We start from the raw sequence: 21,826 nt of genomic DNA, 5'->3' as shown, positions 1-21,826 counted from the left end.
GGGCTGATTCATTTGAGGGCATCAAATAGCCCGAGCCGGCACAGCGGTGGGTGTTGCGCCGCCCTTTGCAGGAGCGGTCCTGACCGCGAAGGGCTGCAAAGCAGTCCAAAACCTTGAGGTTATGAGCGGTTTTTTGCCTATCAGGTGCAGATCATAAGCGGATTTCCGCTCATGGCTGCCCAATAAAATCCTCGCGCACCAGCCCATGCCGTTGCATCTTCTCGTTAAGCGTGCGCCGCGGCAGTTGCAAGGCCTCCATCACCGACTTGATCTCGCCCCCATGCTGACGCAAGGCCGCACGCAGGCATTGCGCCTCGAATGCTTCCATCTGCTCGCCCAGCGACTGCCCGGCAGGTGCCACCTCGATATTTGGCGAACCCAGCCCCAACGCATGCCGCTCCGCCGCATTGGCCAGTTCACGCACGTTGCCAGGCCAGTCATGTGACAGCAGCTGCGCCAGCTGTGCACCCGATAGCGGCGGGGCCGCGCGACCAAGCTTTTCACCGGCAGCACGGGCAAAGTGCTCAAACAGCAGCAGAATGTCCTCCCGCCGCTCGCGCAGCGGTGCCAGGCGCAATTCGGCGACGTTCAGGCGGTAGGCCAGGTCTTCGCGGAAGCGCCCGGCACGAGCCTCCTCGAGCAGGTCAGGCTTGGTCGCAGCAATGATGCGCAGGTCGACGCTGATGCTCTGGTTTGCCCCCAGGCGCTCCAACTTCTGCTCCTGTATCACCCGCAACAGCTTGGCCTGTTGGGCCAGGGGCATGCTCTCGATTTCGTCGAGGAACACGGTGCCACCGTTGGCATACTCCAGCTTGCCGATGCGTTTACCCTGGGCGCCCGTGAAGGCGCCACTCTCATGGCCGAACAGTTCGGCCTCGAACAGCGACTCGGGGATGGCCGCGCAGTTAAGGGCTACAAAGGGCTTGGCGGCACGGGGGCCGAAGTCGTGCAGGCAGCGGGCCACCCGCTCCTTGCCACTGCCGGTTTCACCGCGGATCAACACGTTCACCGGCAGGCCGGCCAGGTCCAGCACTTGCCGGCGCAGCTGTTGCAGGCCCTGGGACATGCCCAGCAGCGTGCCTTCCAGGCGTGACTTGAGGTCGGCCTGCTCGTGGAGCCGGCGGTTCTCAAGCACCAGCTGGCGTTTTTCAAGGGCGCGGCGCAGGCTGCCCAGCAAATCTTGCGGCGTGAAGGGTTTTTCCAGGAAGTCATAGGCCCCGCTGCGCATGGCTTCTACCGCCATCGGTACATCACCGTGACCGGTCAGCAGAATTACGGGCAGGTCGGGGTCGTTCGCCTGCAGGCGTTCGAGCAATTGCAGGCCATCCATGCCCGGCATGCGCACATCGCTGATGATCACCCCAGGGAAGTGCTGCGGCAGGTGTGCCAGGCACGCTTCGGCGCGAGCGAACAACTCCACGCTGAAGCCAGACAGGCTCAGCCATTGCTCGACAGCAGTGCGGATACTGGCTTCATCATCGACGACGATCACCGAATTCAACATACAGGCTCCAGGTCACGGGGCAGGGTAAGGCTCAGGCGCGCGCCGCCAGGCAGGTTTTCGGCCCGCAGCTGGCCGCCGGCCTCGTGGACGATGCCGTAGGAAATGGCCAGGCCCAGCCCTAGCCCTTCCCCCACCGGTTTGGTGGTGAAGAACGGGTCGAAGACCTTGGCCAGGTCGGCTTCGGCAATGCCGCCACCCGAGTCGAGCACACTCAGGCGCCATAGGTCCCCGTCGGGTTCGATGCGGATCTCCAGGCGTTTGTAACGCTTGTCGAGCATGGCGTCGAGTGCATTGTGCAGGAGGTTTATCAGCACCTGCTCCAGGCGGATGGCATCGCCGCGTACCCAGGCCGGGCGTGCCAGGTACAGAGCCACTTCCACTTCCTCGTTGCGAAGGCGCGCTTCCAGCAGATGCAAGGCCTGGTCGACCACGGTTGCCAGGTCAAGGCGTTCGCGCAGGCCCATCGGGCTGTTGCGGGCAAAGGTTTTCAGGTGGCTGGTAAGTGCTGCCATGCGCGTGAGCATCTGTTCCAGTGGCTCCAGCGCTTGCCGCGCTTCGTCATGGCGACCATGGTCAAGCAGCAGGCGCAGGGTTTCCAGCTGCATACGTTGGGTGGTCAGCGGTTGGTTGATTTCGTGGGCCATGGCCGCCGACATCTGCCCGAGTGCGGCCAGCTTGGCTGATTGCACCAGGCCTTCCTGGGCAGTGCGCAGCTCGCGGGTGCGCTCCTCGACCTGGCGTTCGAGTTCTTGCCGGCTGCGCTGGCGCAGGCGTGCCAGGCGCAGGCGTTGGCTGACGAAAAGGGCGGCGAACACCAGACTCAGCCAGACGGCGGCGGCGCCAAGCGCGGCATTACGGCCGTCGGCAGCGACCTGCGGTTTGCGCAGCAGGTGCAAGGTCCAGTTTTCGCCTTCCAACGGCAGGCTTTCCCACAGGTACTCGGTACTACCCTCGGGGCCTTGCACGCGGCTAAGGGTGCTGTAGGGGGCAAACCGCGTCAGCACCTGATGGTGTAGCGGCACCAGCGGTTGCTTGTCGTACTGGCGGGTTTCGGCCAGCTCGGCACGGTCGGCGCCACTGAGCGGCTGAAGTTCGCGGTAGCGCCAGCCATCCTGGTTTGCGATGAAAGTGATGCCGCGGGCGTCGCTGACCAACAGGATATCGTTGCCCTGTCGCCATTCGCGTTCCAGCTCGGGGAACTCCAGCTTCACCACCATGGCGCCAAGGAATCGGCCGTGCTCGTCGTTCACCGCGCTGGCGAGGAAGTAGCCCGGCACGCCACTGGTCACGCCCACGGCATAGAAGCGGCCACTGCCCTGGCTGCGGGTTTGCTTGAAGTAGGGGCGGAAACCGTAGTTGGAGCCGACGTAGCTGCTGGGCAGCCGCCAGTTGCTGGCGGCAATGGCCAGCCCGGTGCGGTCGAGCAGCTCGAGGGTGGAGGAATTGGCGGCGCCATTGATGCGTTCGAGCTTGAGGTTCAGGGCGTTCTGAACCTTTTCGTCGACCGGGCCGCGCAAGGCTGCGATCAGCTCCGGGTCCAGCGCCAGCACGGCGGGGAGGGCACGGTAGCGATCGATCAGGGTGTGCAGTGCGTTGGCGTACAGGCCCAGTTGCTGGCTGGCACGCTTGGCGTCGTCTTCCATGGCCTGGCGCTTGGCCTGGTGCATGGCCCAGCCGGCGCTGAGTGCGGTACCCAGCACGATCAGCAGGGTGATCAGCCCCAGACGCAGGGCGCGAAAGGAAAAGGGCATCGGGGGCGGATCCGGTGGTGGGATGTCGGGGCCTGCCTCTTCGCGGGTAAACCCGCGCCTACAGGTACTCTGCAGCACCTGTAGGCGCGGTTTTACCCGCGAAAAGGCCGGAACAGGCGGCCTTTTTCAGTCAAAGCAATTCAAAGCTCTGCTGCTGCACCGCCTGGGAATCCAGCCCTACCTGGACATTGAACTCCCCTGGTTCGGCAACCCGCTGCAACTGGCCATTGTAGAACTTCAGGTCGTCCTCGCTGATGCGGAAGGTCAACGTGCGGGTTTCACCCGGTTCAAGCATCAGCTTCTGGAAGTTTTTCAGCTCTTTCACTGGGCGGCTCATCGACGCCGACACATCCTGCAGGTACAGCTGCACCACCGTCTCGCCTGCAACCTTGCCGGTGTTCTTGACCGTGACCTTGGCATCCAGCGTATCGCCGCGCTTGAGATCCTTGCTCGACAGGTTCAGGCCCGACAGCTCGAAGCTGCTGTAGCTCAAGCCATAGCCGAACGGATAAAGCGGCCCGTTGGGTTCTTCGAAGTATTGCGAGGTGTAGTTGCCCGGCTTGCCCGGCGTGAACGGCCGGCCGATGCGGGTGTGGTTGTAGTACATCGGGATCTGCCCCACCGACCGTGGGAAGGTAATGGCCAGCTTGCCGGAGGGGTTGTAGTCGCCAAACAGCACGTCGGCGATGGCATTGCCGCCTTCGGTGCCGGCGAACCAGGTTTCCAGGATGGCGTCGGCCTGCTCGCGCTCCCAGCTGATCGACAGCGGCCGGCCGTTCATCAGCACCAGCACCAGCGGTTTGCCGGTGGCCTTGAGCGCCTTGATCAGCTCGCGCTGGCTGGCCGGGATCTCCAGGGTGGTGCGGCTCGACGACTCGTGGGACATGCCGCGGGACTCGCCGACCACTGCGACCACGACGTCGGATTGCTTCGCTGCCTTGACTGCTTCATCGATCAGCACCGCAGGCGGGCGTGGGTCGTCGACGATTTCCGGGGCATCGAAGTTGAGGAAGTTCAGGTAATCGAAGATCGCCTTGTCGCCCGTGACGTTGGAGCCTTTGGCGTAGACCAGCTTGGCCTTGCCTTCCACGGCGCGGCGCAAGCCTTCGCGCACGGTCACCGAGTGGACGGGTTTACCGTCGGCGGCCCAGCTGCCCATCATGTCGATCGGGGCATCGGCCAGCGGGCCGACCAAGGCAATGGTGCCGGCTTTTTTCAGCGGCAGGGTCTGGTTGCGGTTTTCCAGCAGCACCAGGCTGCGGCGTGCCACGTCACGCGCAGCTTCGCGGTGCAGGCGGTCGTTGCCGTAGTAGTCCTTCAGATCGGTTTCGGCCTTGCCGATGCGCACGTACGGGTCCTTGAACAGGCCCATGTCGTACTTGGCACCCAGCACTTCACGCACCGCCTGGTCCAGCTCGCGCTGGGTCACCTCGCCGGACTTCAGCAGGCCCGGCAGCTCTTCGCCGTACAGGGTATCGTTCATGCTCATGTCGATGCCGGCCTTGATCGCCAGCTTGGCGGCTTCACGGCCGTCACGGGCGACGCCGTGGCGAATCAGCTCCTGGATGGCACCGTGGTCGCTGATGGTCACGCCCTTGAAGCCCCACTCCTTGCGCAGCAGGTCGTTCATCAGCCAGGTGTTGGAGGTGGCCGGTACGCCGTTGATCGAGTTCAGCGCCACCATCACGCCACCGGCACCCGCATCGAGCGCGGCGCGATAGGGTGGCAGGTAGTCGTTGTACATTTTCGGCAGGCTCATATCGACCGTGTTGTAGTCGCGCCCGCCTTCCACGGCGCCATACAAGGCGAAATGCTTGACGATGGCCATGATGCTGTCGGGGTTGGCCGGGCTGCTGCCCTGGAACGAGCGCACCATTACCTGGCCGATTCTCGAGGTCAGGTAGGTGTCTTCGCCGAAACCTTCGCTTGTGCGGCCCCAGCGCGGGTCACGGGCGATATCCACCATTGGCGCGAACGTCATGTCCAGGGCGTCGGCCGAGGCTTCGATCGCGGCGGTGCGGCCGACCTTGGCGACGGCCTCCATGTCCCAGGTCGCGGCCATGCCCAGGCCGATCGGGAAGATGGTGCGCTCGCCGTGGACGGTGTCGTAGGCGAAGAACATCGGGATCTTCAGGCGGCTGCGCATGGCCGCGTCCTGCATCGGCCGGTTTTCGGGGGCTGTGCGTGAGTTGAAGGTGCCACCGATACGGCCGGCGGCGATTTCCTCGCGGATCTTGTCGCGGGGCATTTCCGGGCCGATGCTGATCAGGCGCAACTGGCCGATTTTTTCGGCTTCGGTCATCTGGCTGATCAGATGCTCGATAAAGGCCTGCTTGTCCTGCAGGGGCGGGGCGGTGGGGGCGGCGAGGGCCGCCTGACTGGCAAGGCCCATGGCCAGGCCCAGCAAAGACAGTTTCATCATCAATTCCGTTTTGGGGCCTCTGCCGTATCCACGGTGATACGTGCGCGACCGAAGTTTTCAGGCGGCTATTGTTGTACGATTTGCAGGCAATTCTTCCAGCGGCGGATTATGCCTGAATATGTCGCCTGCGGATGAAGCCCCGAATGCCGGGATAACAACTATAAGAACGCTCAAGAGACCGACGGCATGACCCCCTTCGACGAATACCATCAGCGGCAGATTGCCGAAGCCATTGCCCGTGCCGAACGGCATACCGATGCCGAACTGGTGACGGTGCTTGCCCGTCGTGCCGACGATTATGCGTATTGGCCGTTGTTGTGTGCCGCCGTGCTGGCACTGACCGTGCCCGGTCTGTTGCACTGGCTGGCGGCTTGGCCCAGCGTGCGTGGCGTGCTGATGGGCAACGTGCTGCTGTTCGTCGTTTTGTGCCTGCTGCTGCGCAACCCACGCCTGGCCGACTGGCTGATCCCCCGTGCCTTGCGCCGCTGGCGTGCCTCGCGCCTGGCTCAGCAGCAGTTTCGCGAGCAGAACCTGCAGCGCACAGCAGGCGCCACGGGCGTGCTGATTTTCGTCAGCGAGGCGGAGCGGCATGTGGAGATCCTGGTCGATCGGGGTATCGAGCACTGCCTGGATGCCGAAGCCCGCGCGGCCATCGGTGCCCGCTTGGCCGAGCAGGTGCGCCAGGGCCGTACCTTGCAGGGCTTTGTCGAGTGCATCGAAGCGTGTGGCGAGCTGCTTAGCCAGCACGTGCCGCCAACCCATGCACGCAACGAGTTGCCCAACCGCTTGGTGATTCTCGACTGAAGGAGCGTCCAGCCTTGCTGGATTTCCTGTGGGCACAGGCTTGCCTTGGAAACAGGCGACAGGGTGTCTGGCACCGGCTTTGCCGGTGTTCGCGGGCAAGCCCGCTCCCACAGGGTGCTTGGGGCACGTTAGAATAGGCGTTCCGCTTCCCAAGGCCCCCTTTTTTCATGTCCGCCAGTACTTCTGCCTCTTGCGCGCCGGATGCGCGCGCTCAGTTTCTCGACCTGCTGAACGCCGCCCTGCACGGCGAAACCCTGGTCAAGCTGGTGCTGGCGCGCCATGTCGGTGCCGACCAGACCTTGCAACGGATCATTGCCAAGCCGCTGCAGGTCAAGGGCCAGCCGTGCCTGTCGCTGGTCTACCGCCACCAGACCCGCGACATCACCCGCAACCTGCCGCTGGACCAGGCCCAGGTGCTGGTTGCCGAACTGCTGCCGGACAGCTTCCGCAATGCCCATCTGTTCGATGCTGACGGCGAAGTGCAGCTGACCTTCAGCAAGAAGGGCAAACCGATGCTCCAGCGCCACGGTGCCCAGGCACCGCGCGTGGCCGATGCGGGCAGCGGGCATGACCGCGAGAAGAAGCGTTATCTGGAGCTGTCGCGGCCGTTTCTGCGCGACCTCGGTGTGACCGACGCACAAGGCGCACTGATCCCGTCCATGTCGCGCAAGTGGAAGCAGATCAACAAGTTCATCGAGGTTTTCGACCACGCCCTGGCCAATGCACCGGTGTCGACGGAACAGGCGCTGCGGGTGGCCGACTTCGGTTCGGGCAAGGGCTACCTGACTTTTGCCATGCATGACTACCTGCGCAACAGTTTGGGCCGCGACGCACAGGTCACCGGCGTGGAGCTGCGCCAGGACATGGTCGACCTTTGCAACGCCGCGGCCGCACGCCTCGACCACCCAGGCCTGGAGTTCCAGTGTGGTGATGTGCGCAGCGTGGTGCCTGAGGCCATCGAGGTGATGATCGCCTTGCATGCCTGTGACATCGCCACCGACTACGCCATCCACACTGGCATCCGCTGCAACGCCGCGATCATCATGTGCTCGCCGTGCTGCCACAAGCAGATCCGCCCGCAACTGCACAGCCCGGGGTTGCTGCAACCCATGCTGCAGTACGGCCTGCACCTGGGCCAGCAGGCCGAAATGCTGACCGACAGCCTGCGTGCGCTGTACCTGGAAGCCTGTGGCTATGAAACCAAGGTGTTCGAGTTCATTTCGCTGGAGCACACCAACAAGAACAAGATGATTCTTGCGGTGAAGCGGCGGCAGGCGGGAGATAACGGGGCGTTGCTGGAGAAGATTGCCCAGCTCAAGGCGTTCTATGGGGTGCAGGAGCATTGCCTGGAAACGTTGTTGCGCGCGGATGGGTTGCTCTGACGCCACCCACCGGCACGCCTCCGGGGATGCTGTCAGCGCCGAGCAGAGGGCACTTCGATAGCCAATGCTGCCTGCCCCAACGGGTGGGTGCTGGCATCGAAGAAATGCACCGCCGTCCCCGGCAAATCCCCGAAACGATCTGCAAAATGCTGCTTCTGATTGATCACCGAAGCCTCGCCCAGCGGCCGAATGGCAATGGATAGCTGTTGCGGACGGGCTTGGCGCACAGCGTCGAGCAGGTGCCGGTCACTGCTGTCCAGATGCTGTCCGAACAGGCATATCCCGTGGTTTTCCTGCGCCAGCTGCCCCAGGCACCAGCTCAGGTAGTCCGAGTTGCGGATAGCGCGCAGTTTTTCATCGCTGCGGTCTTCGTTGACGAAAAGCGGTACTTCACCCGGGATGTTCACGGCAAACCCATCGAGCAGTTCGGCACTTTCAGCGCTGCGCTGGCGGGTGGTGCCGTCGGGCAGCTTGAGCAGGTGCAGGCCGCCATGCAGGTGCAGCACCCGGGTGCCTTCGCTGCCGGTGCGTCGCACGTCGAAATAGCCTTGTTCGTCGAACAGTTCGGCGAAGCCACTCGGGGCGTGCTGCACGGCCCATGGCAGCAGCAGGTCGTAGTTGCTGGTGTAGACGCTTCGATAGCCGCGCAGCGCCTGATTGAGGGTTGCCAGTGTGGCCTTCGGCATCAGCGGCCAGGGCAGATGCACCGTGCGCACGGCGTGAATCAACGCTTCCTTGATCGAGTAGTAGCGGTTCAGCGGTGCGGTGGAGTTGATGGCCAGGGCGGCATTGGTCCGCACGGTGGTGTTGAGGGCGCTGAGCACCGGCTCGAACAGTTCCGTGGCCAAGGACTTGAACAGTGCCTGGTCGCTGACCGCCAGGCCTTTCTTGCGGCCTGCGCGTTGCGCTTGCTCGAACAGCGAGAAGTAGCCGAACGGCTTCCATACTGCGCGGCTGGCGCCGTTGCCCAGCAGCAGGGCGTCGCAGGGATGGCGGGCGGCGAGTTCTGGCCAGGGGGTGAGGGTGGCATCGAGAGCGGGCATGCTGGGTCCGTTGGGTGGTGCGGGGAACGGGGCGACTTTAGCATGTCATGCGAGGTGTGCGAGGGTTGGTGTCAGGGCGATGGTTTTGTGTTGTCTGTGCTGGCCCTTTCGCGGGTAAATCCGCGCCTACAAGTCCATGTAGGAGCGGGTTTACCCGCGAAAGGGCCAGCACAGGCGCAGCACGTTGAACAGGATGAAAGCTGCTCAACCCTGTTCGGTCACTTGCACACTGCGGTTTCGGTTGCGCCACACGCGGTACGCACGAATCCCTGCGCGTACCGAGCCGAATAGCAGTTTTTCTTCCATGTCCCGCGCCATCCCCGAGCGCACCAGCATGCGCAGGAAAGTGCCACGGGCGCGGGCGATGGCGAAGAGGATGCCTTGAGCCGCCAGGGTGTCACGCACTTCGCGCAGGGCGGCGATGCCGCTGACATCGATGCTGGTTACCGCTTCGGCATCGAACAGCACGGCTTTAGGCTGGTCCTGGCTTTGCACGGCTTCAAGCAGGCGCATCTTGAAGTAGTCGGCATTGAAGAACAGGATGGCGTCGTCGAAGCGGTACACCACCAGGCCAGGCACGGTGCGGGCGTCCTTGAACTTGCGGATGTCCACCTGGCCTTCGGTGCCCGGCAGCCAGCCCAGTACGGCATCGGTGGGCTGGTAGATGCTGTAAAGCAGGCGCAGGATCGCCAGGGTCACGGCAAACACGATGCCGGGCAGCACGCCCAGGCTCAGTACGCCCGCCGTGGTCAGCAGGCACAGCCAGAACTCGAAGCGGCTTAGACGCCGGATATGCCCCAGCGATTTGATGTCGATCAGCCCCCAGCCCGCCATCAGCAGCACGGCGCCCAGCGCAGCCTGCGGGATCCAGGCCATGGGCGCGGTGAAGAACAGCAGGATCAGGGCAATCACCAGTGCCGCGATGATGCCTACCAGCTGGCTTTTGCCACCGACCATGTCGTTGACTGCAGTGCGCGAGTCGGCACCGCTGATGGCAAAGCCCTGGGAAACCCCGGCCGCCAGGTTGCTCACGCCCAGGGCGACGAATTCGTGGTTGGCGTTGATCGCATAGCCATGCCGGGCGGCAAAGCTGCGTGCGGTAAGCATGGCGCTGCAGAAGCTGACGGTGGCGATACCCAGGGCGTCGCGCAGCAGGCTCTTCATTTCCGCCAGGTTGCTGTGTGGCCAGGCCAGTTGCGGGATGCCTGCAGGTACCGGCCCAAGGACGGCAACGCCGAAGCGGTCGAGGCCGAACAGGCCAACCAGCAGCATGAACAGCGCCACTACCGTGAGGGCTGCGGGCAGGCGCGGGTAGCGCCGTGGCAGCCAGATGAGCAGGCCCAGGGCGGCCAGGCCGATGATCAATGTGACCCAGTGAATTTCCCCCAGGCGCTGGAAGAAGTTGATCAGGCTGAGGATGAAACCGTCGCCCTCGATCTTGAAGCCCACCACCTTGGACAGCTGCCCGGCGATCAGGCTCAGGCCGATACCGTTGAGGTAGCCGATCAGGATCGGCCGCGAGAAGAAGCTGGCGATGAACCCGGCCCGCGCCAGGCCCGCGGCAATCAGCATCACGCCGACCAGCACGGTGACGATCACCGACAGTTCGACGATGCGCTGCGGGTCACCCATGGCCAGCGGTGCCACGGCACCGGCGATCATCGCGCAGGTGGCGGCGTCGGGGCCGACCATCAGCTGGCGCGAGCTACCGATCAGCGCGTAGACCATCATCGGTAGCACACAGGCGTACAGGCCATATTGCGGCGGCAGCCCGACGATCTGCGCATAGGCAATGGCAATGGGAATCTGGATCGCGGCTACCGACAGGCCCGCTTGCAGATCGGCGTGGAACCATTCACGGCGGTAGTGCAGCAGGTTGGCAAGGCCCGGTAGCCAGCGGGAGAGAAACATGCGTTGTCCTTTCGAATAGTTTCACGAATCCAGTGAGCATATCCGCCACAAGCCGTTTCGCTTGCGCACGCAAAGGCCCGATGCGCATTGAAGCGGATCGGTGGGTAATTGGCCATGGGCCAGGTCAAGGCAGGATGAAAAACGAAAAAAGGAGCCAAGGCTCCTTTTGACTGCGATGACGTTGCTGGAACGCCATGCGGGACTGCGATGTGGAGCGGGTAGAGGGAATCGAACCCTCAACTAAAGCTTGGGAAGCTTTCGTTTTGCCACTAAACTATACCCGCATCTGAGCTCGACTTTTTACCAGAACCTTCAGCGAATTAGAAGCCCAAGTTATAAAAAAGCTTGTCGGCGCCCCGTGGCCTGCGGGTATTTGCTACAAGGCGCCGAGCCGCTCAGATGGCAAATGCATGCTGCCCCTGTTGCACGGGTTGGTAACGGTGACGGGGTTCGCGCACGGTTGGCTTGAGGAACCCCAGCATGACACTGCGGGTGTTCTCGCAGGCGGTCTTGTTCTCCATGTCCAGGAAGTGGCCCGCATCGCGAATCACGCTGAACTGGCTTCTACCCACATGCTTGCTGAACTGCCGCGCATCTTCGACCGTGGTGTACTCATCGCGTTCGCCGTTGATGAACAGCACCGGGATGTTGATATTGCGCGCGCCTTGCAGCGCACGTTCCAGGTCGTGCTCCAGCACCTGGTTGATGTGGAAGTGCATCTGTGCGTACTCGTGGCTGTCCAGGCTGCTCACATGGCGGTAGTTGAAGCGTTTGAACAGCGACGGCAAGTGCTTGCCGATGGTGTCATTGACCAGGTTGCCGACCTGATAACGGTCGCAGGCGGCCAGGTACTGGCAGCCACGGTCCAGATAGTCGCGCATCGGCTCGTTGATCACTGGCGAGAACGAACTCACCACTGCCTTCTTCACGTACCGCGGCTGGTGCGCCAGCGCCAGCAGCGTGCTTGCGCCACCCCACGAAAAAGACATCACGTGGTCTGCCTGGAAGTGCTCGATCAGCTCAAGGAGGATATGCGCCTCGGTCTCCTTGCTGATCAGCCGTTCCTGACGGTTGTGCGGCTTGGACTTGCCTGAATACGGCTGGTCGAACAGAACCACGTTGAACTGTGGGTGCAGGTTACGTACCGTCTGGGCGAACGAGGCCGTGGTGGCCAGCGAGCCGTTGATCAGGATGATCGTGTTTTCGGCCGCATCCGCGCGATAGAACTCCGTGTAAACCCGATACTGACCTTGGATATCAAGTACAGCGATTTCTGGCCTCATGTCATCGACTCCTGGCGCAAAAAGGGTATTCGCGTCACCTAGGGTGCACGTTCTTTATGACAGGTAGGCATTTGCCTGAAGATAATCCGGGGGCCCTGTGTCGATCCTTGGCACTTGCGTCGACGGTATTGTTTTTGGCGGGCAATTTGCCGTGCCCCAAGGCATCTAGGCTTTGGGTGGCCGGCAAAAAGTGTCATCGGCTGCAGGTGTGACTTGGTAGTCACATGCAGACTGACGATTTGGATTCAAGCAGTGGGTTGGGGATCGCGCAAGTGCCGTTCGGTAAGTAATGTGACTTTTGTCGCTGAGCGGTCGTATGACGACACGGGCTGTCTGTCACGGCCTAGACAGTGGCTATCTCATTGGCCGTCAGTTCACGATACTCCCCCGGCGCCAACCCCGGATCCAGCCGGATCGCCCCCATGCTCTCCCGATGCAGCCCGATCACCTTGTTGTTGAAATGCCCGAACATGCGCTTGACCTGGTGGTAACGCCCCTCGACGATCGCCAGCCGGGCTCGGTGGGGGCCGAGGATGTCCAGCTGGGCAGGTTGGGTGGTGAGGTCTTCGAAGGCAAAATAGAAACCCTCGCGAAACTTGGCCACATAGTGCTCGCCAATCTCGTCCTCGGTGTCCACCAGATAATGCTTGGGCAGCTTGGTGGCAGGCTGGGTCAGGCGCCGTGACCATTGGCCATCGTTGGTCAGGATCATCAGGCCGGTGGTGTTGAAGTCCAGGCGCCCGGCTATGTGCAGGTCATCTCGCAACGCCGCTGGCAGCAGGTCGAGAACGGTACGGTGTTGCGGATCGTGGGTGGCGCTTACGCAGCCAGTGGGCTTGTACAGCATCAGGTAGCGGGCCGGGCGGCCGGCCTGCAGCAGTTGCTCGTCCAGCTCTACGCGGCTGAATTCACGCACGTCGGTCAGCGGGTCGCTGACTACCTGGCCATCCACTCGCACGCGGCGTTGCGCCAGCATCAGGCGAACGTTCTGGCGGTTGTAGCTGGGCAGGTTGGCGAGGAAACGGTCAAGGCGCATGGCAACGATCAGTGGGCAGCGGATGGACGGAGCTGTTCTTCAACGGCGGCGCAGCGCGGGCACAGACAGGCCTTGTTGCGCAGCTCGTCGGGCAAGGCCTGGAGCTCGGCCGGGTCGATGGTCACGCTGTAGCACCAACACGCTTGGGTGGCACGGCGTGGGTCGGCCAGGCTGCAATTGTTGAGGGCACCGCAAGCGGGGCAGTGTTGCTTGTCATTCATGGCGGGTTTCACTGCAGACACGGTTGCGGCCAGCCTGCTTGGCACGATAAAGCGCGCGGTCGGCGCGGGTCAGCAGGGCGTGCAGGGTATCCCCCGGTTGCAGGCTGCTCAGGCCGATGCTGGTGGTCAGCCGCAGCGGCTGGTTGTCGTAACTGAAGGTCAGCTGCTCGGTGCGTCGGCGGATTTTTTCTGCCACCTCGATGGCCTGGCGGCCTTCAGCTTCGCGCAGCAGCACGATGAATTCCTCACCGCCCCACCGGCACAGTATATCTGACTGACGCAGGCTGCCTTGCAGCACATTGGCGAATTGGCGTAGCACTTCGTCACCTGCCAGGTGGCCGTGGTTGTCGTTCAGCGCCTTGAAGTGGTCCAGATCGATCAGCAAGGCCACCAGTGGGCTACTGTCGCGCCTGGCTTCTCGCAGCGCCTGGGCGGCGAGCAGGTCGAAGCTGCGCCGGTTGTACAAGCCGGTGAGGCTGTCGAGCGTGGCCAAGGCTTCGGTGCTGGCCTGGTGGCGGCGGACCATGGCATGCACCAGTGCCAGCACCACCAGGGTGATCATCGTACAGATCGCCAGGTTCAGGTACAGCGCGTGGCGAATGCGGTCGAGGACGCCGGTTTCGCGTTTGTCCACCAACAGGTACCAGTCCAGTTCGGGCAGGTGGCGAACGTTGAGAAAGTGGCTGTGGTTTTCGCTGTCATGGTACTCGTGGCTGCCTTCGCCCGGCACCCACTGCTCGGCCAGCATGGCCTTCAGCTCAGGGTTGTCCTTAAGTGACTGGCCGACTTGCAAGCCATGCGGGCCACCCTCGGAGCCGGTCAACAGCACCTTGCCCTTGGCATCCGTGAAGAGCACCGCGCGCTGGTAGCGGCGTTGGTACTGATCGATCAGCTTGACCACCGACGATACGCTCAGCCCTACGCCTGCCGCGCCGATGAAGCGCTGCTGGTAGTCGTGCACCTGGTAGTTGATGAACACGGTCAGGCTGTCCTGGTTGGCCATGTCCAGGTCGACGTTGATCTCATAAGGGGCCTTGAGTTCACGCAGACGGAAATACCAGGCATCACGCCAGGTGCCCGGTTGGACGTGCTTGAGCACGCCTTTGGCCTGGTAGTAGGTCAGCGTGCGATCGGACACGAAAAAGGACGTGAAGATGTCCTGCTTGCCCATGACCTCGCTCAGGTAGCGGGTCATGCGTTCGGTATCCTGCTCGCCGGACAGCACCCAGTCGCGCAGGAAGGTGTCCTGGGCCATCATCGAGGCGATCAGCACCGGGCGGATCAGGTCTTTCTGGATTTCCGAGTAGACAGTGTCGGAGGTCAGCGGCAATTCGGTATTGATGATGCCGTCGCGGATGGCGCTGCGCGAGGAGAAGTAGCTGAGCAGCGAGGTGGCCAGGAAGCCGCAGGCCAGTAACACGAGCAGGGTAACGATCAGCGAGCGTTGCGAGAACAGAGCGGAACGTAAGGGCATGATCTTCCCGTGATGTGTGCCGAGCCGCTTATTCTAGTGAGATGGCCAGCAAATGACTGCAAGTTTTTCAGGGTTATTTCAGCTGTATCAAGTTATTGCAGAAATGGCACTGCACCTGCGCGCCGCTGTCTTAGTTAATGTCGATTGACGCATCTCGTATCGACGCTCGCCAGCGCCGCTGTTCGGGCACTCCAGCGGTCCAGGAGGCCGCCATGTCCTATCGAATCCTGTTGATCGCCCTGCTGGGGCTGATGACTTCGGCCTGCGCCCCGTACTATGAACGCGGGGGCTACTACCGTTCGGACTACTACTCCACCGACCGCTATGTGGCGCCGGGGTATTACCGCTATGACCGGTACTATGTAGCGCCTGCGCCGCGCTACTACTATCAGCCTGCTCCCCGTTACTACAATCGGTCGGCCCCTTTGCCCCATTACCGGCCCTATCCGCAGCCGAGGATGAACCAGTGGCATGGCAACCCGCGCTATGACTACGGCAATCGCCAGCGGCAAGACTACCGGCAGGACCGGGATCGCCATGACTATCGCAATGACAGCCAGCGTTACCGGCAGGGCGACCGGCACTCCAATCGGCAGGTTGACCACCGCGGGCGCTGGGACGGGCGGCGCGGGCAGGAGCGAGGAGGGAACTGGCAGCGCTAGCTGAGCGGAGGCGGGGGCTGAAAAGCAGCCCCCGGACCAGCAGGTTAACCCACATCCGCCAATGGGTGCCGTCCTTCCCACGCCTTGGCAAAATGCGCCTCGACTACCGCCGCCGGCACTTGCGCCACATCCGGCCAGTGCCAGCGCGGCTGGTTGTCTTTGTCCAGCAGGCGAGCGCGCACGCCTTCACTGAATTCAGGGTGGCGGCAACAGTTCAGGCTCATGCTGTATTCCATCTGGAACACCTGCGCCAACGACAGGTACCGCGCCCGGCGGATCTGCTCCCAGACCAGATGCGCCGTCAGCGGGCAACCCTCATGCAGACGGTGGCCGGCATCTGCCAGCAATGGGTCGTCATGCTGCTTGAGCCTTTCCAGCGCGCGCCAGGCTGAAGCCGCATCCGCCACGTCGAGTAACTGATCGATCTCATGCCGTCGTGGCAGCCACTGGGCATCAGGCAGCTCGGCGCAGGCACGATGCTGCTCGGCCTTGAGCAGGCTGTTCAGTTGTATGGCGGTCTGCTCCTGCCAGTTCAGTTGCAGCAACTCCTCGATCAAGGCCTCTTGCTGGTGCTCGCCCAGAAAACGGTCAGCCAGGCCCAGGTCAAGGGCATCGCGGGCATTGATCGGCGCACCTGTCAGGCCGAAGAACAAACCGAGCTTGCCCGGCAGTCGGGCCAGGAACCAACTGGCGCCTACGTCAGGGTACAGGCCGATGCTGATTTCCGGCATGGCCAGCCGGCTGCTGGGGGTGACGATACGTACATTGGCGCCTTGCAGCAGCCCCATGCCACCACCCAGCACATGCCCATGGCCCCAGCACAACAACGGTTTGGGGTAGGTGTGCAGGGCAAAGTCCAGGCGGTATTCGGCGGCGAAGAAGGAGGCCGCCAGCGGTGGGACACTGCCGGGGTGGTCGCGGCAGGCTTGCGCCAGCGCACGGACATCGCCGCCTGCGCAAAAGGCTTTTGCCCCGTTGCCGCGCAGCAGCACGCAGACGATACCCGGGTCGCGGGCCCAGGCATGCAGTTGTTCGCCCAGCACCTCGATCATCGGCAGGTTCAGGGCATTGAGCGCCTTGGGCGCATCCAGGGTGGCGATGCCGATGCGGGCGCCATCGACGCCGGTGAGTACCTCGCAGTGAATGGTCATGGACTACCTCTCGCAAGTCATCGCTCAAGTATGGCTTGCCTGGCCGATCATGCCGGTCGTCGGTCGGATCGTTTGACAAGCGCGAAGGGCTTACCTAGTGTCGCGCCATTGTTTATGGAAGGCCCCATGACTGACGACGATCGCATCAAACTCGAACCCAGCTGGAAGGCCGCATTGCGCGGTGAATTCGACCAGCCTTACATGCACCAGCTGCGCGAGTTCCTGCGTGGCGAGTACGCTGCCGGCAAGGAGATCTACCCGCCAGGGCCGCTGATCTTCAATGCGCTCAATTCGACACCGCTGGACCAGGTGAAGGTGGTCATCCTCGGTCAGGACCCGTACCACGGGCCGGGCCAGGCACATGGCTTGTGCTTCTCGGTGCAACCGGGCGTGGCCACGCCACCGTCGCTGGTCAATATCTACAAGGAGCTGCAGCGCGACCTGAACATCCCGATCCCCAGCCACGGCTACCTCCAGAGCTGGGCGGAACAAGGCGTTCTGTTGCTCAACACGACCATGACCGTCGAGCGCGCCAATGCCGCGTCGCATGCCAAGAAAGGCTGGGAATTGTTTACCGACAGGATTATCCAGGTGGTCAGTGAGCAATGCCCGAACGTGGTGTTCCTGCTATGGGGGGCGCATGCACAGAGCAAGCAGAAGCTGATCGACGGTACCAAGCATCTGGTTTTGAAGTCGGTCCATCCTTCGCCGCTGTCGGCGTATCGCGGGTTCATCGGTTGCGGGCATTTCAGCCGTGCCAACAGCTTCCTCGAGCAGCGGGGGCTCGGGCCCATCGACTGGGCACTGCCCCCGCTGTGAGAAACCGCGGTGGGGTACGCAATCGCTCAGGGCGTCATGCTCATGCGCGGCTCGCTGCGCTGGCCAATGGCAATCCCCCGCTCATGGTTCTGGCGCACGTACTCCACCAAGGCTTCAAGGTCGGTGATGCCGGTGTCCTGGCGTCGCCTTCCTTCTTTGAAAGTGGCCAAGCCACCGCCACCATCGGCCAGGAAAAGGTTGCTGACGACGCGATAATGGGTCAACGGCTCAACGGGTTTGCCGTGAAGACGCACACTCCCCTCGACGACACGGCTGCCGACAGGCCGTGAACCATCCCACTCATAATGAAAACCCTTCGATACTTGCAGCGGATTGAAACTGCCCCTGTTCCATTGAAGGTTGAGCAGTTCGGTAATCTGCTTGCCTGTCAGTTCCTGAACCACCAGTGGGTTATTGAACGGTTGTACGGCGAATAATTGTTCGTAGGTCAGGTCGCTATCGGCAGGCTGGATAAGATCACTGCGCAGCCCTCCCAGGTTGAGAAAGGCAACCTGGGTATTGAACGCCTGGGTCATGGCCAATTGTGCATCCGTGACCAGATTCCCCAAGGTTGTTTCACCGGCGGCATTTTCTTTGCGGTCAAGTTCTGCCGTCGAGATGCGTCCTATGGGTTCGAGCAATTTTTCCCCGGACCGCTGACGCACTTCCTCTAGCAAACCCGCCAACTGGGCATTGGGCAGGTAGTTCTGTGGGTCAGCAGGAATATTGCGGGCGGTGATGTTCGTGACGTGATGGGTGCCTGGCGTTACCTGCAACTTCAACTGAGTCAGGAAGTGGCCGTACTTGCCAGCCTGAGTGATGCTCAAGTCACCCACCTTGCATTGATAGCTGGCATGCGAGTGGCCGCTGATGACGGCATCTACCGCAGGATCCAGCCGCTTCGCCACGTCGACGATCGTGCCACTTAGCTGGCTGCAATCCTGCGTGTCGAACGGCTCGGCGGTATCCCCTCCCTGGTGCATGACCGCAATGATTGCATTCACACCCTTGGCCTTGAGCTCCGGAATCACGTCATTGATGGCTTGCGCTTCATCCGTGGCCTTGAGCCCTGCGAATGCTCTGGCCGAGACCACTTTTTCCATGTTGCGCGGCACTGCACCGACGAACGCTATCTTCACCCCTTTTACCTGCTCAATGTGATAGGCCGGTAGCAAGCGCTTGCCCGTAGTGGTATCGATCAGGTTGGACGCTATGTAAGGGAAGCCACTTCCTGGATAGTTGCCGCGAAACTTGCAAGCCTTTTCAGGGCGCGTCGACTCGCATCCTCCGTGGATCTGACGAAGAAACTCGGCCTTGCCTGCATCCAGTTCGTGGTTCCCGGATGCGCTGACGACCATGCCCATCGCGTTCAAGGCCTCAAGCACAGGCTCGTCAGCCCACAGCGCAGAAATGGCGGGGCTGCCCCCTATCAAGTCGCCAGCCCCGATGAACAGCAGATCGGGGTCCTGCGTTCGCAGTTCATCGAGCATGGCACCGAGTGTGGCGATGCCGCCGTAGGTCAGGCGGGTAGCGCCTTGCGCGCCAGCGTAGTCCTGGGGGTTGGGTTCCAGGTAGCCGTGGAGATCATTGATAGCCACGACGTTGATCTGGACGGGGGCAGGTGACTCTGCGGCAAGGCTGCCTGCGCTGATGGCAAGGCATGCCCAGGCAATAGCCGAGCGATAGTTGCAAGAAAGACGAACTTTCATCATTACCTCTTGAATGCCGGGAAGTGTGGGTTTGCTGGCGATCAGGGCAGCAATCCGACTCTATTCACCCGGGCATTGGGCAAGTGGTAACTATCTATCTTCAGGGTACTTGCAGCTCGAATGCCTGTTGTCCCACAACCGGAAGAGCGGTTCTGCAAGAAACAACACCAGGATCAGGCGCATCACCTGCAGCGCCGTCACCAGCGGCACTGACAATTGCAGCGTTTCGGCCGTGAGGCTCATTTCGGCGATCCCGCCAGGCATCATCCCCAGTGTCAGCGAACGCAAGTCCAGTGCAGTCATCATGCTCAGCAGCCACGCGGCACTGGCGGCAATCGCCATGCACAACGCCGTGGCCATCAAGGTGCGCCCCAGGAACGACGGTGCGCGGCGGAAGAACGCGCGGTTGAAGTGACAGGCCAGGCCGCTGCCGATGAGCCACTGGCCGATCTGGCTGGCGCCATTGGGCAGGGCGATCTGCAGGTTGCCGGCCAGGCTGACCGTAGCCGCTACCAGCAATGGCCCGAACAGCCAGGGGTTGGGCTGGCGCAAGCGCTGCCAGAGCAAGGCAACGGCAACACCCAAGGGCGCAATCAATGCCAGCCAGCCCCAGCTCACGCTACCGGTGTGGTTCAGTGGTACCCCGTCACCCAGCAGAAACTTGAACAGCGCCGGCACGCACAGCACCACTGCCAGCACACGCAAGCTCTGCGCTGCCGCCACCTGGCTGAGCACCGCGCCATTGCGCGCCCCTAGGTTGACCATCTCGCCCGAACCGCCTGGCATGCTGGCAAAGAACGCGGTGGCGCGGTCTTCGCCGGTTCGCCGCAGCAGCCATACGCTGATCACGCTGGACAGGGTGGTGAACAACGCACCGAAGCAGATCAGCGCGAAATGGCTGGCCACTTGCTCGATCACCGCGGGGGTGAAGTGCAGGCCAATACCGATGCCGATGATCCACTGCCCGCACTTGCGGCCGTTGGGTATTTCCGACAGCTGCCAACGCGTCAGGCAGCGCACCAGGATGATCGCCAGCAATGAACCGACCATCCATGGCAAAGGCCAGCCGACCTTGCTGGCGGCAAAACCGCCAGCAAGGCCGACCAGCCCGGTCGCGACGAACAATGGCAACGACCGATCAGGCATCGGCCAGGGCCCGGCGCTGCAGGCTGCGTTTGCGCCAGATGCGCAGCAGCGGCAGGGCGAGCATCAGCACTACCAGCGCCCAGACGCCCATGCTGATCGGGCTGGACCAGAGGATGCCCAGTTCTCCGTTGGAGATCGACAGCGCCCGACGCAGGTTTTGCTCCATCAGCCCGCCGAGGATGAAGCCCAGCAGAATCGGCGACAGAGGGAAGTCCAGCTTGCGCAGGATGTAGCCCATGATGCCGATACCGACCATGAGGAACAGGTCGAAGGTGGTGGCATGCACGGCGTACACACCGATCGCGGTGATGATGGCGATCACCGGCACCAGCGCCCAGTTTGGCACGGCGAGGATGCGGGTGAAGATGCGGATCATCGGGATGTTGAGGATCACCAGCATGATGTTGGCGACGAACAGCGAGGCGATCAGGCCCCAGACGATATCTGGCTGCTGTTCGAACAGCAGTGGGCCAGGGGTGATGTTGTACAGGGTCAGGGCGCCGATCATCACGGCCGTGGTGCCAGAGCCCGGTACGCCCAGGGTCAGCATCGGGACCAGGGCGCCACAGCAGGATGCACCAATGGCCGTTTCCGGCGCTGCCAGGCCGCGGGCATCGCCTTTGCCGAACTTGCCGCTTTCCCCGGCCATGCGTTTCTCGGTCATGTAGGCCACGGCGCTGGCCAGCGTTGCGCCGGCGCCGGGTAGAACGCCCATGATGAAACCGAGCAGGCCGCAACGGATGTTGACCAGGAACACCGAGGCCGCTTCCTTGAAGTTGAACAGCATACGGCCGGTAGCCTTGACCGCCTGGTGGCCATGGTGGGTCTTTTCCAGCAGCAGGAGGATTTCGCTGATGGAGAACAGGCCCAGCACGAGGACCACGAACTGAATGCCGTCGGCCAGGTGCACGCTGTCACCGGTGAAGCGGTACACGCCGCTGTTGGCGTCGATGCCGACCGCCGAGAGGAACAGGCCGATGAGAGCGGCAATGAAGGTTTTCAGTGGTTTGTCACCGGCCATGCCACCCAACGCGACGATGGCGAACACCATCAGCACAAAGTACTCCGCCGGGCCGAAGGCGATGGCCCATTTCGCCAGCAGCGGGGCGAACAGCACCATGCCGCAGGTGGCGATGAAGGCGCCGATGAACGAACTCCAGGCCGACAGCGACAGGGCAACACCGGCCAGGCCCTGGCGGGCCATCGGGTAACCATCGAGGGTGGTCATGACGGTCGAGGCTTCGCCCGGGATGTTCAGCAGGATCGAGCTGATACGCCCGCCATATTCGCAGCCCAGGTACACTGCGGCCAGCAGGATCAGCGCCGATTCCGGCGGCAGGCCGAGGGCAAAGGCGATGGGGATCAGCAGGGCCACGCCGTTGATCGGGCCCAGGCCCGGCAGCAGGCCGACCACGGTGCCGATCAAGGTGCCGGAGAGGGCGGTGACCAGGTTGTAAGGGGACAGGGCAATGCCGAAGCCCTGGCCCAGGTAGCTCAAGGTATCCATG

Annotated in this window: 17 protein-coding genes and 1 tRNA gene; 4 read left to right on the top strand and 14 right to left on the bottom strand. The window is 62.6% G+C overall.

All coding sequences use genetic code 11. The annotated features are described in order from the left end of the window. Positions 1–169 precede the first annotated feature (169 nt). From ACF8O8_RS06355 to bglX, 3 genes are all read right to left on the bottom strand, one after another. Entirely contained in the window at positions 170–1,504 is a 1,335-nt protein-coding gene (locus ACF8O8_RS06355) for a sigma-54-dependent transcriptional regulator (RefSeq protein ID WP_392509400.1), read from the bottom strand. Continuing rightward, entirely contained in the window at positions 1,498–3,255 is a 1,758-nt protein-coding gene (locus tag ACF8O8_RS06350; protein WP_064491128.1) for an ATP-binding protein, read from the bottom strand. The genes ACF8O8_RS06355 and ACF8O8_RS06350 overlap by 7 nt, the downstream gene beginning before the upstream one ends. Positions 3,256–3,385: 130 nt before the next feature. Next, the gene (gene bglX, locus ACF8O8_RS06345; protein WP_104962487.1) at positions 3,386–5,677 is read right to left on the bottom strand and encodes a beta-glucosidase BglX; all 2,292 of its coding nucleotides are present in this window, start codon (positions 5,675–5,677) and stop codon (positions 3,386–3,388) included. Positions 5,678–5,863: 186 nt separating this feature from the next. Between bglX and ACF8O8_RS06340 the strand changes: the two genes are divergently transcribed. Beyond that, complete coding sequence (locus ACF8O8_RS06340) at positions 5,864–6,481, top strand: TPM domain-containing protein (RefSeq protein ID WP_010952512.1); 618 nt, start codon at positions 5,864–5,866, stop codon at positions 6,479–6,481. Between the two features lie 167 nt (positions 6,482–6,648). Then, positions 6,649–7,863 carry an SAM-dependent methyltransferase gene (locus ACF8O8_RS06335; protein WP_014754346.1) on the top strand — a complete coding sequence of 405 codons (1,215 nt, stop codon included), beginning with the start codon at positions 6,649–6,651 and terminating at the stop codon, positions 7,861–7,863. A 32-nt stretch (positions 7,864–7,895) separates the two neighbouring features. Here the strand turns inward: ACF8O8_RS06335 and ACF8O8_RS06330 are convergent, their stop codons facing one another. From ACF8O8_RS06330 to ACF8O8_RS06300, 7 genes are all read right to left on the bottom strand, one after another. After that, positions 7,896–8,906, bottom strand: coding sequence for a DUF4917 family protein (locus ACF8O8_RS06330; protein ID WP_010952514.1), 1,011 nt, complete (start codon positions 8,904–8,906; stop codon positions 7,896–7,898). 204 nt (positions 8,907–9,110) lie between these two features. Further along, on the bottom strand, positions 9,111–10,817 hold the full coding sequence (locus ACF8O8_RS06325; RefSeq protein WP_010952515.1) for a SulP family inorganic anion transporter: 1,707 nt from the start codon (positions 10,815–10,817) through the stop codon (positions 9,111–9,113). A 210-nt stretch (positions 10,818–11,027) separates the two neighbouring features. Further along, positions 11,028–11,101, bottom strand: a tRNA-Gly gene (locus tag ACF8O8_RS06320). Positions 11,102–11,212: 111 nt separating this feature from the next. Then, on the bottom strand, positions 11,213–12,100 hold the full coding sequence (phaG, locus tag ACF8O8_RS06315; protein WP_392509399.1) for a (R)-3-hydroxydecanoyl-ACP:CoA transacylase: 888 nt from the start codon (positions 12,098–12,100) through the stop codon (positions 11,213–11,215). A gap of 343 nt (positions 12,101–12,443) precedes the next feature. Then, complete coding sequence (locus ACF8O8_RS06310) at positions 12,444–13,136, bottom strand: pseudouridine synthase (RefSeq protein ID WP_049587358.1); 693 nt, start codon at positions 13,134–13,136, stop codon at positions 12,444–12,446. A gap of 8 nt (positions 13,137–13,144) precedes the next feature. Then, on the bottom strand, positions 13,145–13,357 hold the full coding sequence (locus ACF8O8_RS06305) for a cysteine-rich CWC family protein (protein ID WP_392509398.1): 213 nt from the start codon (positions 13,355–13,357) through the stop codon (positions 13,145–13,147). Continuing rightward, positions 13,350–14,831: a diguanylate cyclase gene (locus ACF8O8_RS06300; RefSeq protein WP_392509397.1), complete on the bottom strand. Its 1,482-nt coding sequence runs from the start codon at positions 14,829–14,831 to the stop codon at positions 13,350–13,352. Before ACF8O8_RS06300 ends, ACF8O8_RS06305 begins: the two co-directional genes overlap by 8 nt. Before the next feature lie 212 nt (positions 14,832–15,043). On the opposite strand from ACF8O8_RS06300, the gene ACF8O8_RS06295 reads away from it, so the two are divergent. After that, complete coding sequence (locus ACF8O8_RS06295; RefSeq protein WP_392509396.1) at positions 15,044–15,493, top strand: hypothetical protein; 450 nt, start codon at positions 15,044–15,046, stop codon at positions 15,491–15,493. A 44-nt stretch (positions 15,494–15,537) separates the two neighbouring features. Here the strand turns inward: ACF8O8_RS06295 and ACF8O8_RS06290 are convergent, their stop codons facing one another. Continuing rightward, positions 15,538–16,644 carry an enoyl-CoA hydratase/isomerase family protein gene (locus ACF8O8_RS06290; protein WP_274141189.1) on the bottom strand — a complete coding sequence of 369 codons (1,107 nt, stop codon included), beginning with the start codon at positions 16,642–16,644 and terminating at the stop codon, positions 15,538–15,540. A 126-nt stretch (positions 16,645–16,770) separates the two neighbouring features. On the opposite strand from ACF8O8_RS06290, the gene ung reads away from it, so the two are divergent. Beyond that, positions 16,771–17,463: a uracil-DNA glycosylase gene (gene ung / locus ACF8O8_RS06285; protein ID WP_010952520.1), complete on the top strand. Its 693-nt coding sequence runs from the start codon at positions 16,771–16,773 to the stop codon at positions 17,461–17,463. A 26-nt stretch (positions 17,464–17,489) separates the two neighbouring features. Here the strand turns inward: ung and ACF8O8_RS06280 are convergent, their stop codons facing one another. The 3 genes from ACF8O8_RS06280 to ACF8O8_RS06270 form a co-directional block, all read right to left on the bottom strand. Further along, complete coding sequence (locus ACF8O8_RS06280; RefSeq protein WP_010952521.1) at positions 17,490–19,172, bottom strand: bifunctional metallophosphatase/5'-nucleotidase; 1,683 nt, start codon at positions 19,170–19,172, stop codon at positions 17,490–17,492. 90 nt (positions 19,173–19,262) lie between these two features. Then, positions 19,263–20,318, bottom strand: a complete 1,056-nt coding sequence (locus ACF8O8_RS06275; protein WP_392509395.1) for an AbrB family transcriptional regulator — start codon at positions 20,316–20,318, stop codon at positions 19,263–19,265. Further along, positions 20,311–21,825: a tripartite tricarboxylate transporter permease gene (locus tag ACF8O8_RS06270; RefSeq protein ID WP_003252019.1), complete on the bottom strand. Its 1,515-nt coding sequence runs from the start codon at positions 21,823–21,825 to the stop codon at positions 20,311–20,313. The genes ACF8O8_RS06275 and ACF8O8_RS06270 overlap by 8 nt, the downstream gene beginning before the upstream one ends. Between the last annotated feature and the right edge of the window lies 1 nt (position 21,826).

Origin of the sequence: Pseudomonas sp. TYF_14 (assembly GCF_043105275.1) — a bacterium.
In the GTDB taxonomy this organism is placed as follows: Bacteria; Pseudomonadota; Gammaproteobacteria; order Pseudomonadales; family Pseudomonadaceae; genus Aquipseudomonas; species Aquipseudomonas alloputida.
The sequence above is the reverse complement of the archived record's forward strand: the minus strand, read 5'-3'. Positions and strand labels throughout refer to the sequence as shown.